General features: G+C 63.4%; 14 protein-coding genes. 12 read left to right on the top strand and 2 right to left on the bottom strand.

What is annotated here, in order from left to right; translation table 11 throughout:
- Window positions 1–26: 26 nt before the first annotated feature.
- The 8 genes from plsY (at window position 27) to rpmG (ending at window position 9699) form a co-directional block, all read left to right on the top strand.
- Complete coding sequence (gene plsY, locus IB277_RS04590; RefSeq protein ID WP_077961540.1) at window positions 27–638, top strand: glycerol-3-phosphate 1-O-acyltransferase PlsY; 612 nt, start codon at window positions 27–29, stop codon at window positions 636–638.
- Window positions 638–1786 carry a DNA-processing protein DprA gene (gene dprA / locus IB277_RS04585; protein WP_090294507.1) on the top strand — a complete coding sequence of 383 codons (1149 nt, stop codon included), beginning with the start codon at window positions 638–640 and terminating at the stop codon, window positions 1784–1786. The genes plsY and dprA overlap by 1 nt, the downstream gene beginning before the upstream one ends.
- A 229-nt stretch (window positions 1787–2015) precedes the next feature.
- Window positions 2016–4682: a type I DNA topoisomerase gene (gene topA, locus IB277_RS04580; protein ID WP_060522211.1), complete on the top strand. Its 2667-nt coding sequence runs from the start codon at window positions 2016–2018 to the stop codon at window positions 4680–4682.
- Window positions 4683–4684: 2 nt separating this feature from the next.
- Window positions 4685–7057 (top strand): ribonuclease R, encoded by a 2373-nt coding sequence (gene rnr / locus IB277_RS04575; RefSeq protein ID WP_192370792.1) that lies wholly within the window; start codon window positions 4685–4687, stop codon window positions 7055–7057.
- 26 nt (window positions 7058–7083) lie between these two features.
- On the top strand, window positions 7084–7539 hold the full coding sequence (locus tag IB277_RS04570) for a DUF983 domain-containing protein (protein ID WP_034795645.1): 456 nt from the start codon (window positions 7084–7086) through the stop codon (window positions 7537–7539).
- Complete coding sequence (locus tag IB277_RS04565) at window positions 7536–8240, top strand: NUDIX hydrolase (RefSeq protein WP_192370791.1); 705 nt, start codon at window positions 7536–7538, stop codon at window positions 8238–8240. Before IB277_RS04570 ends, IB277_RS04565 begins: the two co-directional genes overlap by 4 nt.
- A 13-nt stretch (window positions 8241–8253) precedes the next feature.
- Window positions 8254–9438 (top strand): MFS transporter, encoded by a 1185-nt coding sequence (locus IB277_RS04560; protein WP_034795359.1) that lies wholly within the window; start codon window positions 8254–8256, stop codon window positions 9436–9438.
- A 93-nt stretch (window positions 9439–9531) separates the two neighbouring features.
- Entirely contained in the window at window positions 9532–9699 is a 168-nt protein-coding gene (gene rpmG / locus IB277_RS04555) for a 50S ribosomal protein L33 (RefSeq protein ID WP_034795357.1), read from the top strand.
- 579 nt (window positions 9700–10278) lie between these two features.
- Here the strand turns inward: rpmG and IB277_RS04550 are convergent.
- Together IB277_RS04550 and IB277_RS04545 are read right to left on the bottom strand one after the other, a co-directional pair.
- Window positions 10279–11646, bottom strand: a complete 1368-nt coding sequence (locus IB277_RS04550; RefSeq protein ID WP_110818448.1) for a PleD family two-component system response regulator — start codon at window positions 11644–11646, stop codon at window positions 10279–10281.
- A 17-nt stretch (window positions 11647–11663) separates the two neighbouring features.
- Entirely contained in the window at window positions 11664–12035 is a 372-nt protein-coding gene (locus tag IB277_RS04545; RefSeq protein WP_003537642.1) for a response regulator, read from the bottom strand.
- Between the two features lie 156 nt (window positions 12036–12191).
- Here IB277_RS04545 and IB277_RS04540 point away from each other — a divergent pair, with 156 nt between their 5' ends.
- From IB277_RS04540 to IB277_RS04525, 4 genes are all read left to right on the top strand, one after another.
- Window positions 12192–12461, top strand: coding sequence for a DUF3572 domain-containing protein (locus IB277_RS04540; protein WP_060522206.1), 270 nt, complete (start codon window positions 12192–12194; stop codon window positions 12459–12461).
- A 2-nt stretch (window positions 12462–12463) separates the two neighbouring features.
- The gene (locus tag IB277_RS04535; RefSeq protein WP_090294512.1) at window positions 12464–13105 is read left to right on the top strand and encodes a hypothetical protein; all 642 of its coding nucleotides are present in this window, start codon (window positions 12464–12466) and stop codon (window positions 13103–13105) included.
- A 167-nt stretch (window positions 13106–13272) separates the two neighbouring features.
- Window positions 13273–14565, top strand: a complete 1293-nt coding sequence (locus tag IB277_RS04530; protein WP_192370790.1) for a DNA polymerase IV — start codon at window positions 13273–13275, stop codon at window positions 14563–14565.
- 139 nt (window positions 14566–14704) lie between these two features.
- The gene (locus IB277_RS04525) at window positions 14705–15934 is read left to right on the top strand and encodes a L,D-transpeptidase family protein (RefSeq protein WP_110818449.1); all 1230 of its coding nucleotides are present in this window, start codon (window positions 14705–14707) and stop codon (window positions 15932–15934) included.
- Window positions 15935–15957 lie beyond the last annotated feature (23 nt).

Raw genomic sequence — 15957 nt, 5'->3', positions numbered from 1 at the left:
AAAGCGGTCGCGCGGGAGGGGAACCGGTGGATCTATTGTCCTGGCAGCTTGGGCTGCCCTTTACGCTCTTAAGCCTTGCCTTAGGCTATCTCCTTGGCTCGATCCCGTTCGGACTGATCCTGACGCGCATGGCCGGGCTCGGCGACGTGCGCAAGATCGGCTCCGGCAATATCGGCGCGACCAATGTGCTGCGAACCGGCAACAAGAAGCTTGCTGCCGCAACGCTGTTGCTCGATGCCCTGAAAGGCTCCGCCGCAGCGTTCATCGCATCCTACTGGGGCGTCGAGGCGGGAATCGCCGCGGGCTTTGCCGCCTTCATTGGCCATCTCTACCCGGTCTGGCTTGGCTTCAAGGGCGGCAAGGGTGTCGCCACCTATATCGGCGTCCTGCTCGGCCTTGCTCCCCTCATGGTGCTTGCCTTCGCGGTCATCTGGCTCGGCATGGCGAAAATCAGCCGCTACTCCTCATTGTCCGCCCTGGTTGCAACGGCTATCATTCCGGTTCTACTTTACGCGGCAGGCAACGAGAAGGTCGCCCTCCTCTTTACCGCCATGACGGTCATCACCTGGGTGAAGCACCGCGCCAACATTCGGCGGCTGCTCGCCGGCACGGAAAGCAAGATCGGAGACAAGGGATAATGTCTGAGGCCAGCGCAGGACGAAACGGAGTGGCGCTGACCGAACGACAGAAGATATCCTGGCTCCGGCTCATTCGCAGCGACAATGTCGGCCCCATCGCCTTCCGCGACCTGATCAACCATTTCGGCACCGCTGAAAACGCGCTGGATGCACTGCCTGAGCTGTCGAGGCGCGGCGGCACGAAGCAAAGCTATCGCGTGGCGTCCGTCGCCGAAGCCGAACGGGAACTGGAGGCCGCACGACGCCACGGCGCCGTTTTCGTCGGCATCGGCGAAGCGGCTTATCCCTCGGCGCTGCGGCAGATCGACGGTGCTCCCCCTCTGCTCGCGATGAAAGGCGATCTCAGCGCGGCTGGCCGCCCGTCGCTCGGCATTGTCGGCTCGCGCAACGCGTCGGTCAGCGGCGCAAAGTTTGCGGCGATGATTGCGCTCGACGCCGGCCGCGCCGGTTATGTCGTCACCTCGGGCCTCGCACGTGGTATCGACACGGCTGCCCACCGCGCCAGCCTTGATACCGGCACGATCGCTGCCCTTGCCGGCGGTCTCGACCGCCCCTATCCGCCCGAGAACGTGGGCCTGCTCGAAGAAATCACGGCCGGTCGGGGCCTCGCGATCAGCGAAATGCCTTTCGGCTGGGAGCCACGGGCGCGCGACTTTCCGCGCCGCAACCGGCTGATCGCCGGCATCAGCCTCGGCGTTGCGATCGTCGAGGCCGCGCACCGCTCCGGCTCGCTCATCACCGCGCGCTACGCCGCCGATTTCGGCCGGCTCGTTTTTACGGTTCCCGGCTCGCCGCTCGATCCGCGCTGCCATGGCACCAACGATCTCCTGAAACAGGGCGCGATCGTCACGACCGGCCCGGATGACGTGATCGAGGCGCTGGCGCCACTCAGCCAGCTGGAGCTGCCGCTGCCGGGCGTGCGGGAACCGGATGGTCAGGCGCGGGCTGGTGTTCCGGCGAGCGCGAGCGACGGCGACCGCGCCGCGGTCAGCACCGCGCTCGGCCCGACGCCGGTCGAGATCGACGATATCGTCCGCCACACCGGGCTTTCGCCGGCTCAGGTCTATCTGCTTCTGCTGGAACTTGATCTGGCCGGTCGGCTTGATCGCCATGCTGGCGGCCTCGTGTCGCTCGCGACGCCCGAATGATAACAAGCCACAGCCACAGGCGGGCACGCCAGCGGGACCAATCACGCGTTTCAGATCGCAGATTCAGCGTGTTTCCGCATGGTTCGCCCACTGGCCTCTCTTCGTTATTTTGGGCGAACCCCCTTGACCCCGTTCGAATCCCTGTCCATTTCGGGGCGTCGATATCAGGCGAAGTACGGCGCAAACGGCGCTGACGCCGAACCAGGACCGGTTGTCTCAGAAAATGACGATGAATGTTGTAGTGGTGGAATCGCCTTCCAAGGCAAAGACGATCAACAAGTACTTGGGCCCCGGCTACAAGGTACTGGCTTCGTTTGGTCACGTGCGCGACCTGCCGGCGAAGGACGGTTCGGTCCGTCCCGACGAAGACTTCGAGATGTCCTGGGAAGTCGACAGTGCCTCGGCGAAACGCATGAAGGACATCGCCGACGCGGTCAAATCCGCCGACGGCCTCATTCTCGCAACCGACCCGGATCGCGAAGGTGAAGCGATTTCCTGGCATGTGCTTGACCTTCTGAAGAAGAAGAAGGTGCTCGGCGACAAGCCGGTCAAGCGCGTGGCCTTCAACGCCATCACCAAAAAGGCCGTTCTCGAAGCAATCGCTCATCCGCGCGACATCGACACCTCGCTGGTCGACGCTTACCTGGCGCGCCGCGCACTCGACTATCTCGTCGGTTTCAACCTCTCGCCGGTGCTCTGGCGCAAGCTGCCGGGCGCCCGCTCGGCTGGCCGCGTGCAGTCGGTGACGCTGCGCCTCGTCTGCGATCGTGAAAACGAGATCGAGCGCTTCATCTCCGAGGAGTACTGGAACATCTCGGCGCTCTTGAAGACGCCGCGCGGGGACGAGTTCGAGGCGCGTCTCGTTTCGGCCGATGGCAAGCGTCTTGCGCCGAAGGCTGTCGGCAACGGCGAAGAAGCAAATCGTCTCAAGACCCTGCTCGATGGCGCCGCCTATGTGGTCGATAGCATCGAAGCAAAGCCGGTCAAGCGCAACCCGTCGCCGCCTTTCACCACCTCGACACTGCAGCAGGCCGCCTCCTCCAAGCTCGGCTTCTCCGCTTCGCGCACCATGCAGGTCGCGCAGAAGCTCTATGAAGGCGTCGACATCGGCGGCGAGACGGTCGGTTTGATCACCTATATGCGTACCGACGGCGTGCAGATGGCGCCGGAAGCGATCGAAGCCTCGCGCCTTGCGATCGCCAGCCAGTTCGGCGACCGCTATCTACCGGAAAAGCCGCGCTTCTATTCGACCAAGGCGAAGAATGCCCAGGAAGCGCACGAGGCCATCCGCCCGACCGATTTCAACCGGACGCCGGACCAGGTTCGCCGTTTCCTCGATGGCGACATGCTCAGGCTCTACGACCTCGTCTGGAAGCGCGGCATCGCCAGCCAGATGGCATCGGCCGAGATCGAGCGTACGACCGCGGAAATCACTGCGGACAATGGCGGCCAGAAGGCAGGTCTGCGCGCCACCGGCTCGGTCATCCGCTTCGACGGCTTCATCGCTGCCTATACGGATGCCAAGGAAGACGGCGAACAGACTGACGACGGCGACGAGGATGGCCGCCTGCCGGAGATCAATGCGCGCGAAAACCTCGCCAAGCAGAAGATCAACGCCTCGCAGCATTTCACTGAGCCGCCGCCGCGCTATTCCGAAGCAAGCCTGATCAAGAAGATGGAAGAGCTCGGCATCGGCCGTCCCTCCACTTATGCCGCCACCGTCACGACCCTGCTCGATCGCGACTACATCACCAACGACAAGCGCAAGCTCATCCCCCAGGCCAAAGGACGGCTGGTGACGGCGTTCCTGGAAAGCTTCTTCACACGCTATGTCGGCTACGACTTCACCGCGTCGCTCGAAGAAAAGCTCGACCAGGTCTCCGCCGGCGAGGTCAACTGGAAAGACGTGCTTCGCGACTTCTGGAAGGATTTCTTCGCCCAGATCGAGGAAACCAAGGAACTGCGCGTAACGAACGTGCTCGACGCGCTGAACGAGGAACTGGCGCCGCTGGTCTTCCCCAAGCGCGAGGACGGCGGCGATCCGCGCATCTGCCAGGTCTGCGGCACCGGCAAGCTGTCGCTGAAGCTCGGCAAGTACGGCGCCTTCGTCGGCTGCTCGAACTATCCGGAGTGCAACTTCACCCGCCAGCTTTCCTCCGACAGCAACGGCGAGGAGGCGGCGGTCTCGAACGAACCGCAGGCGCTCGGCAAGGATCCGCATACCGGCGAGGAAATCACGCTCAGGAGCGGCCGCTTCGGCCCCTATGTCCAGCGTGGCGACGGCAAGGAAGCCAAGCGCTCGAGCCTGCCGAAGGGCTGGACGCCGTCGACGATCGACCATGAGAAGGCGGTCGCGCTGCTGTCGCTGCCGCGCGATATCGGTGCCCATCCGGAATCCGGCAAGATGATCTCAACCGGGCTTGGCCGCTACGGACCGTTCGTGCTGCACGACGGCACTTATGCCAACCTCGAATCGATCGAGGACGTCTTCTCGATCGGCCTCAATCGCGCCGTCTCGGTTCTCGCCGACAAGCAGTCGAAGGCCGGGGCCGGCCGGGGCCGCACCGCTGCCGCGTCGCTCAAGGAACTCGGTGATCATCCCGACGGTGGCCCGATCACCGTTCGTGACGGCCGTTACGGCCCCTATGTCAACTGGGGCAAGGTCAACGCCACCCTGCCGAAGGGCAAGGATCCGCAGTCGGTGACGGTCGAGGAGGCACTTGTGCTGATCTCGGAGCGTGCTGCCAAGGGCGGAACGGCCAAGGGGAAGGCGACCAAGGCCAAGACGACCAAGGCAGCGGCGAAGTCCGAGGACGGCGCCAAGGCGACCAAGGCTAAGGCCAAGGCGCCCGCCAAGAGCAAAACAAAGACGGCCGCCAAGGCCAAGAAGGACTGATCTTGACCAGAATACCGCGCGACCCGACCGAACAGTCCGGCAAGAGAAGCCAGGGCAAGAAGCCTGCTCGCGCGGCAAAGGCCGGATCGGCCCAGCCAAGCGAACCGATCATCCACGGCGCGGTCCCGCCGCGTGACGTGCTGATGCGCTTCATCGCTGAAAACCCGGACCGCGCCTCCAAGCGCGAAATCGCCAAGGCTTTCGGCCTGAAGGGCGAAACCCGTGTCGAACTCAAGGCCCTGCTGAAGTCGCTGGAAGTCGACGGTCTGGTCGAAAAGAAGCGCAAGTCGCTGGTGCGTCCGGGCGCCCTGCCCCCGGTGACCGTGCTCGACATCACCATCCGCGATGTCGATGGCGAGCTGATCGGCCGCCCGGCCGAATGGCTCGACGACGACGGCGTCGCACCGGCGGTGCTGATCAAGCAATCCGCCGTCGCCAAGGGTAAGGGCAAGGCTCCGGTGGGCGGTCTCGGCGACCGCGTTCTCGCCAAGATCTTCCCGGCCAAGGAACGGGGCGGCCCGGCCTATACGGCGCGCATCATCAAGGTGCTGGACAAGCGCAAGGATGCCGTGCTCGGCGTCTTCCGCTCGACGCCCGGCGGCGGTGGCCGCCTGATGCCGATCGAAAAGCGCGGCGAGGAAATACTTGTTGATCCGGAGTTCACGGGCAACGCTGAGGACGGCGATCTGGTCGAGGTGCAGCTGTCACGTCTCGGCCGTTACGGTCTGCCGCGCGCGCAGGTGCAGACCGTCATAGGTTCGGTCGCCTCTGAGAAGGCGATCTCGATGATCGCCATCCATGCCCACGGCATTCCCCACGTTTTCCCGGAACGGGTGATCGAGGAGGCGAACGCCGCAGGCCCCGCCACCATGGCGCACCGCGAGGACTGGCGCACGCTGCCGCTGATCACCATCGATCCGGCCGACGCCAAGGACCATGACGACGCCGTTTATGCGGAGCCGGATCCGTCCGAGGCCAATCCCGGCGGCGTCATCGTCACGGTGGCGATTGCCGACGTCTCCTACTACGTGCGTCCGAAGTCCGCTCTGGACCTTGAAGCGCTGAAGCGCGGCAACTCGGTCTACTTTCCCGATCGGGTCGTGCCAATGCTGCCCGAGCGCATCTCCAACGACCTCTGCTCGCTCAAGGAAGGCGTCGATCGCCCGGCGCTTGCCGTGCGCATGCGCTTCTCCAAGGAAGGCCGGAAGGCCGGCCATACCTTCCATCGCATCATGATGAAGAGTGCGGCAAAGCTCTCCTACCAGCAGGCGCAGGCAGCGATCGACGGCAATCCGGACGACAAGACCGGGCCGATCCTCGAGACGATCCTGAAGCCACTCTGGGAAGGCTATCGCATCCTCACGCGCGGCCGCGACCGGCGCCAGCCGCTCGAGCTCAACATGCCCGAGCGCAAGATCATCCTGAAACCCGACGGTACGGTCGACCGTGTCTTCGTTCCCGAACGCCTCGACGCGCACAAGCTGATCGAGGAAATGATGATCCAGGCGAACGTTGCCGCCGCCGAGACGCTGGAGCAGAAGCGCCAGGTGCTGATCTACCGCATCCACGACCAGCCCTCGCTTGCCAAGCAGGAAAGCCTGCGTGAATTCCTGGCGACGCTCGACATCTCGCTCGTCAAGGGCGGGAACATGCGCTCGAACCACTTCAACGGCATCCTCGCCAAGGCCGAAGGCAAGCCCTTCGAGACCATGGTCAACGAGATGGTGCTGCGCTCGCAGAGCCAGGCGATCTACAGCCCCGAGAACATCGGGCACTTCGGCCTCAACCTTTTGAAGTACGCGCATTTCACGTCTCCGATCCGGCGCTATGCCGACCTGATCGTGCACCGGGCGCTGGTTGCCTCGCTCGGCCTTGGCGAAGGCGGGCTGACACCGCAGGAAGAGGCCGTACTCGACGACATCGCCGCCGAGATCTCGACTTTCGAGCGCCGTGCCATGGCCGCCGAGCGCGACACGGTCGACCGACTGATCGCGCATCATCTCAACGGTCGCGTCGGGGAGGAATTCGACGGCCGCGTTTCCGGTGTCACCAAGGCGGGACTCTTTGTCACCCTGCCGGCCTATGGCGCCGACGGCTTCGTTCCGATATCAACACTTGGACGCGACTACTTCATCTACGATGAGGCGCATCAGGCGCTTTCCGGCGAGAAGACCGGGCTCGGCTATCGCCTGGGCGATCCGGTACGCGTCAAGCTCGTCGAGGCCGTGCCGCTTGCCGGTGCGCTCCGCTTCGAGATGATCAGCGAAGGACGCAAGATGCCGACGGCAACGCGCTCCTTCCACAAGTCCGGTCGCAGGGATCGCACCGGCGCCCGGAAGAAGCCGGGAACACGGCCGCCGCGCGGCCGGCGATAGGGTCCCGATAGGACAGAGGAATGCACATGAAAGCGGCGTCAGGCGAAACACTTCATCTGGGCGGGTCCAAAAGCGACGAGCGCTCCGTTGGTCTTTCGATGAAGCGCGGCTTTCTCGGCCGCTGTCCAGCGTGCGGCAGCGGCAAGCTGTTTCGCAGCTACCTCAAGTCGGTTGAGACGTGCGCGGCCTGCGGCGAGCGCATGGACCACCACCGCGCCGACGACTTCCCGCCCTATATCGTCGTCACGATCGTCGGCCACCTCGTGCTTGCCGGCTACATGGCGACCGACCTCATCCTTCCGCTCAACAGCTGGCAGCATCTCGCCATCTGGGCACCGATCACCGTCATCAGTTCGCTGGCGCTGCTGCAGCCTGTAAAAGGCGCCGTCATCGGCCTGCAATGGGCGCTGAAGATGCATGGCTTCGGCGGACACGAAGATGCGCCTGAGGACGTGTTGCCCCCGAGAGACGAACGGGCATGAGGCCGGCGCGGGAGACGGGCAACGAACCCAAGCCTCCGCGTCCCGCGACCATGCGGCCCCGGGATGCCGCTTCGATCATGCTGCTCGATCGCGTTGGCGGCCGCGTGCGTGTGCTTATGGGGCGGCGCCACAGTGCGCACGCCTTCATGCCGGATCTCTATGTGTTCCCCGGCGGACGCCGCGATACCGGCGATCATCGAATTGGCTTCGGCTCCGATCTCCATCCCTCCGTCCTGCGAACGCTGAAGGTGGCCGGCGCGCGCGGACTGTCGGATGCCCGGGCGCGCGCGCTCGCGCTTGCCGCCCTGCGTGAACTTTACGAGGAAGCCGGCATCGCCATAGGCGCGCCGCTTCCTTCGGCCGAAGCTCCCGTTCCCTTTCTTCCCGATCTTGCAAAGTTGCGCTATATGGCTCGGGCCATCACCCCTCCAGGCAACACGAGGCGGTTCGATACGCGCTTCTTCGCCGTGTTCGCCGACGAGGCCGAAATCGATCCTACGCGGTTCCTGGACAGTCGGGAGCTTCAGGATTTGCAGTGGATCGATGTGAACGTTACTCCGTCGCTACAGATACCTGACATCACCGCGGTCATCCTCGCGGACCTCAGGAACGGACTGGACGCCGATCCTTCGCTGCCCTGCGAACGACCGGTTCCACTCTATACCTCGCGCCATGGGCGCTTCGTGCGCACATTGCTCTAAGGATCCGCGTCAGATGTCACAGCCATCGCCCGGTACGGCTGCACCGGTTGAGGAAATTCACTGGCGGTCGCTGATCGCGGCCGTTGCTGCCATCAGCGCGGTCGGCATCGCCATCGGCCTCGGCCTGCCGCTGCTTTCCATCATCATGGAGAAGCGCGGAATTTCCTCGACCCTCATCGGCTTGAATTCCGCCATGGCGGGCCTGGCATCGATGGTGGCTGCCCCCTTCACGACGAAGTTCGCCCACCGGCATGGCGTAGCGCCAACGATGCTCTGGGCCGTGCTAATCGCGGCCACCAGCGCGCTCGGCTTCTATTACATCACCAATTTCTGGCTCTGGTTCCCGCTCCGAATCGTCTTCCACGGAGCGATCACCGTCCTCTTCATTCTTTCCGAGTTCTGGATCAACGCGACGGCCCCGCCGAGCAAGCGCGGTTTCGTGCTGGGGATCTACGGCACATTCCTGTCGCTTGGGTTCCTGACCGGCCCGCTGCTGTTTTCGATCCTCGGCAGCGAAGGCCTCCTGCCCTTCCTCGTCGGCGCCGGCGTCATCCTCCTGGCATCCGTGCCGATTTTCCTCGCGCGCGACGAAAGCCCCGTCATCGACGAGAAGCCCGAGCGGCATTTCCTGCGCTACGTCTTCCTCGTGCCCACGGCAACGGCTGCCGTCTTCATCTTCGGCGCGGTCGAATCAGGCGGTCTCTCGCTGTTCCTCATCTTCGGGACGCGGTCCGGTTTCAGCGAATCGCAGGCAGCGCTTCTGCTAACGGTCATGGGGGTCGGCAATTTCATCTTCCAGATCCCGGTCGGCATGCTCTCCGACAGGGTCAAAGACCGGCGCACACTGCTCTCTGCGATGACGCTGATCGGTCTTATCGGCGCGCTGTTCCTGCCGCTGTTGGTCGAGAGCTGGTTCCTGATGGCAATCGTGCTGTTGTTCTGGGGCGGCTGTGTCTCCGGCCTCTACACGGTCGGCCTCAGCCACCTGGGCTCACGGCTTCAGGGCGCGGATCTCGCCGCCGCCAACGCGGCCTTCGTGTTTTCCTACGCCGTCGGTACCGTCGCTGGACCGCAGGCGATCGGCGCGGCAATGGACGCCACCGGCAACAACGGTTTTGCCTGGGCGATCGCCGGCTTTTTCGGTCTCTATGTCGCGCTTTCGGTGGTCAGGATCGTTTTGAAACCAAAACGGTCTTGACTTTTCGGCCGCGATTTGTAGTTTCGCGCCAACCTTGCCCGTGGCCCGCAACCGGTTGTCCACGGCTTTCATTGTTACAAAGGCAGGACGACCATGGCAAAAGCCACCACCATCAAGATCAAGCTGCTTTCGACAGCCGACACGGGTTTCTTCTACGTCACGACCAAGAACAGCCGTACGATGACGGAAAAGATGACGAAGACCAAGTACGACCCGGTCGTCAAGAAGCACGTCGAATTCAAGGAAACCAAGATCAAGTAAGATCGCCGGTTTTCGGGAATTGAAGGGCGCCGACCGCAAGGTCAGGCGCCCTTTCGTTTTTAGGCCAATGCCTTGAGCATCTCGCATAGGCGCTGAGTGAAACGGGTTCCACGCCAGGGGGAGGAAACGGCTCGCCCGCCCCTGCTCTTCCCCCAGAATCAAAACGCCGCCCCGAAGGCGGGACGGCGTGTCGGAAAGGGGGTCGGCTGGCCTCTGACTGCGGCACGAGGATTCCGCGGACGCCAAAAGCCAACCGACCGACCCCACGACCCAGGAGATGCGGCGGACCTGAGCATCATGGGGTAACGAATATCGCAGAAGGCTGGATGCCCCCTCTTTCATGAGCATCACCTGAAAATAAAAAAAAATCAACGAATTCTTAATGCGCGGAGCGGTGCCGCTCGGCGCATGGTTAATTCTGTATCAGACCTGGACAGGCACACTGCATGATCTCTGCTGCCACCCAAACTCCCCGGTAGCAACAGGTGACGCGAGAATACAACTTTGAATGCAGGCCGCAAGAGGCGGGCAAAGAAATTCCCTGGGGTGCTTTGAGGCCAGAAACGCAGGAGGCGCGGCTCAGGCGGCGGCTGCCACCACCCGATTTCGGCCTTCGTGCTTGGCCTGATAGAGCGCCGTATCGGCGCGCTTCAGCAGCGCTTCGGCCGTGTCGCTGCCGGGCCTGAGCGTGGCAATCCCCATGGACGCGGTGACCTTCAGGGGGCCGTCCGCCTGCGGGATCGCAAATGGCAGGCTTTCGATGATCGTGCGCAGACGCTCGGCGACACCGGCCGCCATTTCGGCTGACGTATCCGGCATCACCACGATGAACTCTTCACCGCCGAACCGGCAGGCAAGGTCGGCACCCCGCACCGTCGTGCGGATGCGATTGGCGAATTCCCGCAAGACTTCGTCGCCAACGTCATGGCCGTAGGTGTCGTTAACCTGCTTGAAGCGGTCGATATCGGTCATGCAGATGGACAGCGGCCGACCGCGCGCAGCAGCCCGATCCATCAGCAGTTTCAGGTGCGTGTCCAAATAGCGCCGGTTATGCAGCCCGGTGAGGCCGTCGGTGACGGCAAGCTCGATGGTTTGCTGCACGCTCGACCGCAGCCTGTCATTGCAGTGCTTGCGCCGGATCTGGGTCATCGACCGGGCAATCAGTTCATTGGGATCGACCGGCCGCATCAGATAGTCCGTCACGCCCAGATCGAGCGCGCGGACGACCAACTCGTCGCTGCCCTGCTCGGCGATCAGCAGGATAGGGATGAAACGGGTGCGCTCCAGCGAGCGCAACTGCGAGCAGAGCCGCAACGGATCGTAGTCGTCGAAATTCGCATTGACGATGACGAGGTCGAAATTGTTCTCCGCCGCCTCGAACAATGCCGCCTGCGGATCGGAGATGACCGAGACCTCGGCAATCGGCTTGAGGGCGCGCGGCAGCCGCTCCTGCGACGAGCCGCGGCCATCGACGAGCAGGACGTTGCCGGGCTCGTCAGGCCGGTCCGCCCGGCCAACATCTTCAAGCCCGATCGTCTGCGCCGTCTGGGCCCGCAGGCGCAGCTCATCGCTGACGTTCTTCAGCCGCACCAAGCTCTTCACCCGCGACATCAGCTGCAGATCGTTGACGGGCTTCGTCAGGAAATCGTCGGCGCCGGCCTTCAGGCCACGCACGCGGTCCGAAGGCTGGTCGAGCGCGGTGACCATGACAACCGGGATATGTGCCGTCTTCGGGTTCGCCTTCAGCCGCTCGCAGACTTCGAAACCATCGAGACCGGGCATCATGATATCGAGCAGCACCAGGTCGATGGGCGTCTTTTCGCAGAGCGCCAGGGCGGCATAACCGTCACTGGCCGTCAGCACGTCGAAGTACTCGGCAAGCAACCGGGCTTCGAGCAGCTTCACATTGGCCGGAACGTCATCGACAACAAGAATACGCGCAGTCATATCAATTTTCCCGCCGCTCAGGCATCGCCCAGGTAGGTTTTGATCGTCTCAATGAACTTCGGTACGGAGATCGGCTTGGAGACATAGGCTTCGCACCCGCCTTGGCGGATCCGCTCCTCGTCGCCCTTCATCGCAAAGGCGGTCACGGCGATGACCGGGATGACGTGCAGCTCATCGTCTTCCTTCAACCACTTCGTCACTTCCAGACCGGAAACCTCCGGCAGCTGAATGTCCATGAGAATGAGATCGGGCCGATGCTTGCGCGCGAGCTCGAGCGCCTCCATGCCGTTGCGAGTCTGGATCGTCGCATAGCCGGAGGCCTCAATCAGGTCGCGGAAGAGCTTCATGTTCAGCTCGTTGTCCTCAACAATCATCACCTGTTTGGGCATGTCGATCCCTTGCTGTCCATCGTCACCTTGCAAGTCTCCTCAGGACAATTAACGTGCGGAGCCGACGACTCGACCCATTTCCTCAACGTCAGAGATAGGCCTATTTGGTTGAAAAATAGGTAACTCCGCACGTAAAAACCATACGGGGACAAACCATTGAAGAGCGCCGACGAAATCGCCATCGACATTCTCTCCTGGCTTGCCGGCGAGCCTGAGCTTCTGTCCCGCTTTCTGGCGCTGACCGGCACGGACCCGACGGCGTTGCGCAACGCGATTGCCGAACCCGGCTTCATGGGCGGGCTCGTCGCCTTTCTGATGGACCATGAGCCGACCCTGATGGCATTCTGCACCGCGACCGGTACGGCGCCTGAAGACGTCGTGCGCGCCCATACGGTACTTTCCGGCCACGCAGGCTTCGAGGATTGAGGGTGGCAAACGCGCCGACAGTTCACAGCATCACGCTTGGAAACCGTCCGCTGATCGTCAGCGACATCGACGATGTCGTGCTTGAATTCATCAATCCGTTCAAAGCGTTCCTTGGGAGCTGCGGCCATGTCCTCCTGCCCCGATCGTTTCGCCTGACCGGCAACATCATCACCCACGCGGACGAGCAGCCGGTGACGGAGCCAGAGGTCAAGATCCTGCTCGACACCTTCTACGGCTCGCAGGATCGTTGGCAAACGCCCGCCGCCAAGGTCGTCGAGACCCTGGCCGCATTGTCGGAGGAAGCCGATATCGTCTTTCTGACTGCGATGCCGCCGCAGCACGCTGCGGTTCGTCGCGCTCTTCTTGACCGGCTCGGCCTGCCCTATCCGCTGCTTGCGTCCGAAGAGCCGAAGGGGCCGATCGTCCAAAAACTTCACGGCAGCCGTAACGTCCCCCTCGTCTTCATCGACGACATGCTTCGCAACCTGCGATCGGTGAAGGATCACGCGCCGACCTGCCTGCCGATAAACCTCATGGCCGACTCGGAGTTCAAGGCGCTCGCGCCGAAGCTCGACGCCGACATCCGCGCCGTCGCAGACTGGCCGGAGGCAGCCGCAGCCATTCGCGCGCACTTCCGCGGCTAGCCCGGATCGGCTGCCCGTCGGCGCAAATTCAGCCGCGCCGGCGCTGCGCAAGACGCGCCCGGTGATCCTTTTCAACGGCGACAATTGCATTGTGATTTCCAATCGCGCCTCCTTGAGACTCGCTAGAGTAGTGCTTAAGGTCGCAATGTTCAATATTTGTTCCCGATATGCTCGACAGCGCTGCTCACTCTCCAGGCTCCTGCCGCGACTGCCTCAAGGAACAGGCGGCGTCGGTGCGGCGCTGCCTCGCCTGCGGCAGCCCGCGCATTCTGCGGCATGCGGAGCTCTATGACCTGACGCTGGCGCACATCGACTGCGACGCCTTCTATGCCTCGATCGAGAAGCGCGACAACCCGGAGCTTGCGGACAAGCCGGTGATCATCGGCGGCGGCAAGCGCGGCGTGGTCTCCACCGCCTGCTACGTCGCCCGCATTCACGGCGTGCGCTCGGCCATGCCGATGTTCAAGGCGCTGGAAGCCTGCCCCCAGGCCATCGTCATCAAGCCCAATATGGAGAAATACGCCCGCGTCGGCCGCGAGGTGCGCACGCTGATGCAGGAACTGACCCCGCTGGTGCAGCCGCTGTCGATCGACGAAGCCTTCCTCGAACTCAGCGGCACGGAGCGGCTGCATCACGATCCGCCGGCACGCACGCTCGCGCGGCTCGCCCGCCGGATCGAGCAGGAAATCGGCATCACCGTCTCGGTCGGCCTCTCCTACTGCAAGTTTCTCGCCAAGGTGGCGTCCGACCTGCAAAAACCGCGCGGCTTTTCCGTCATCGGCCAAGCCGAGGCGCTGGAGTTCCTGCGCGAGAAGCCGGTGACCCTGATCTGGGGCGTCGGCAAGGCCTTTGCCGCCACGCTGGAGCGTGACGGCGTGCGCACGATCGGGCAACTGCAGACCATGGAGGAAGGCGACCTGATGCGGCGCTATGGCACCATGGGGCAGCGGCTCTTTCGCCTATCGCGCGGGCTCGACGAAAGAGCGGTCGAAATCGACGGCGAAGCCAAGAGCGTTTCCGCAGAGACGACGTTCAACGACGATATCGCGCGCTATGACGACCTGGTCACGCATCTGCGGCGCCTCAGCGAGCAAGTGGCCCACCGGCTGCGAAAGTCGGAACTCGCCGGCCAGACGGTCGTTCTCAAGCTCAAAACCGCCGACTTCAAGATCCGCACCCGCAACCGGCGCCTGGATAGCCCTACCCGCCTTGCCGACCGCATTTTCCGCATCGGCCTGCAACTTCTCGAAAAAGAGGCGGACGGAACGAAGTATCGGCTGATCGGCATCGGCGTCAGCGATCTCTCCGCCCCGGATCTCGCCGATCCGCCCGATCTCGTCGATCCCGCGGCCACCAGGCGCGCTGCGGCCGAGGACGCGATCAACAAGCTGCGCGACAAATTCGGCAAGGCGAGCGTCGAAACCGGCTACACTTTCGGCACCAGAAAACGCGATCCGTGAGACCGCAAGCGTGCTTGCCCGAGCAGGCACGCTTCGCAAAGCGATCACGCAACCTTGACCGACAGCCCACACAGCAGGATGAATTCCTTAAAGATTGAAGGCTAGGCTTGTTCGCCAAGTCACGTGTTGGGTTGAGTGTATGGTATCGCGTTTCGCTCTCACCGCCAGCGTCGTCGCACTGCTTTTGTCGCCGGCTACCGGCTTTGCAGGCAGTCGCGGGCCGCTGCAGATCATCGTCTCGAAAGATCAGCAATCGCTCGTCGTCTATGACGGCGACGCTGTCATTGCGACATCACCGGTCTCGACCGGCAAGGCGGGCCACACGACGCCATCGGGCATCTTTTCTATCCTGGAAAAGCGGCGTCATCACAAGTCGAACATCTATTCGAACGCTCCGATGCCGTTCATGCAGCGGCTCACCTGGTCGGGCATTGCTCTGCATGGCTCCAACCATGTGCCGGACTATCCGGCGTCCCATGGCTGCGTGCGGTTGCCGAGTGAATTTGCTGCCTCGCTCTACAAGTTGACCGAGCGCGGCGTGCACGTGCTGATCTCCGACCGGCAGATAACGCCCTTGGAGGTCAAGAGCGCCCTACTCTTCCGCCCGGCCCCGATCGATCTCCAGCCGCCGCTTTCCGACGTGCCGCTCAGACCGGCGATCAGCCAGGCCGGCGATGCGCCGGTGGAAGTGGCGATGCGGGAGCCGCCCGGCGGCGCCAATTCGGCGCGATCCACCGAGGAGCCGATCCGTATCCTGATCACCCGAAGCGATACCCGCGACACCATGCGCGAGGTTCAGACGTCCCTGGATTTCCTCGGCTACGCGCCGGGCGCGATCGACGGCCATGCAGGGCCGGCGACGATTGCGGCCCTGCGTGCCTTCCAGGCAAGCGAAGGCATTGACAGCGACGGCAAGCTGACACCGGACCTGACCGACAGGCTCCTTCGCAAGGCCGGACGTACGCCGCCGCAAAACGGCAAGATCCTCGTGCGACAAGGGTTCAAGCCGCTCTTTGAAGCCGGGCTTACGATCGACAAGCCGGAAGAGGCGCTCGGAACGCATTTCCTCCAGTTCCGGCACAATGAAGAAGAAGGTGCCGAAGGCAAATGGTTCGGCGTCTCGCTCGAGAATCACCTGCCCGCCTCGACGAAGAAGCGGCTCGGCATCTCCACGGAGGCCGAGCCCTTCGCCTATAACGGCATCCAGCGCACGCTGGCGCGCGTGACGATCTCCGACGATGTGCGCAAGCGCGTGGAAACGTTGCTCGCCGAGGGCTCATCGCTCTCGATTGCCGATGTGGAAAGCGGGTTGGAGACCGGTCAGGGCACCGACTTCATCACCATTACTCGGACACGTCCCGGCGACTGATCTGCGAGACCGGCAGACAAGCA

The organism is Ensifer sp. ENS07 (assembly GCF_014852185.1).
GTDB classification, from domain to species: domain Bacteria; phylum Pseudomonadota; class Alphaproteobacteria; order Rhizobiales; family Rhizobiaceae; genus Ensifer; species Ensifer adhaerens.
This window is presented reverse-complemented; position numbering and strand designations above follow the sequence as displayed.

Bases quoted from the DNA above. Each gene is read 5' to 3' on its own strand.
- IB277_RS04570 (WP_034795645.1), top strand. From the start codon at position 7,084: ATGAAAGCGGCGTCAGGCGAAACACTTCATCTGGGCGGGTCCAAAAGC.
- IB277_RS04545 (WP_003537642.1), bottom strand. From the start codon at position 12,035: ATGCCCAAACAGGTGATGATTGTTGAGGACAACGAGCTGAACATGAAG.
- IB277_RS04560 (WP_034795359.1), top strand. From the start codon at position 8,254: ATGTCACAGCCATCGCCCGGTACGGCTGCACCGGTTGAGGAAATTCAC.
- IB277_RS04565 (WP_192370791.1), top strand. From the start codon at position 7,536: ATGAGGCCGGCGCGGGAGACGGGCAACGAACCCAAGCCTCCGCGTCCC.
- IB277_RS04550 (WP_110818448.1), bottom strand. From the start codon at position 11,646: ATGACTGCGCGTATTCTTGTTGTCGATGACGTTCCGGCCAATGTGAAG.
- IB277_RS04525 (WP_110818449.1), top strand. From the start codon at position 14,705: ATGGTATCGCGTTTCGCTCTCACCGCCAGCGTCGTCGCACTGCTTTTG.
- dprA (WP_090294507.1), top strand. From the start codon at position 638: ATGTCTGAGGCCAGCGCAGGACGAAACGGAGTGGCGCTGACCGAACGA.
- topA (WP_060522211.1), top strand. From the start codon at position 2,016: ATGAATGTTGTAGTGGTGGAATCGCCTTCCAAGGCAAAGACGATCAAC.
- rpmG (WP_034795357.1), top strand. From the start codon at position 9,532: ATGGCAAAAGCCACCACCATCAAGATCAAGCTGCTTTCGACAGCCGAC.
- IB277_RS04530 (WP_192370790.1), top strand. From the start codon at position 13,273: ATGCTCGACAGCGCTGCTCACTCTCCAGGCTCCTGCCGCGACTGCCTC.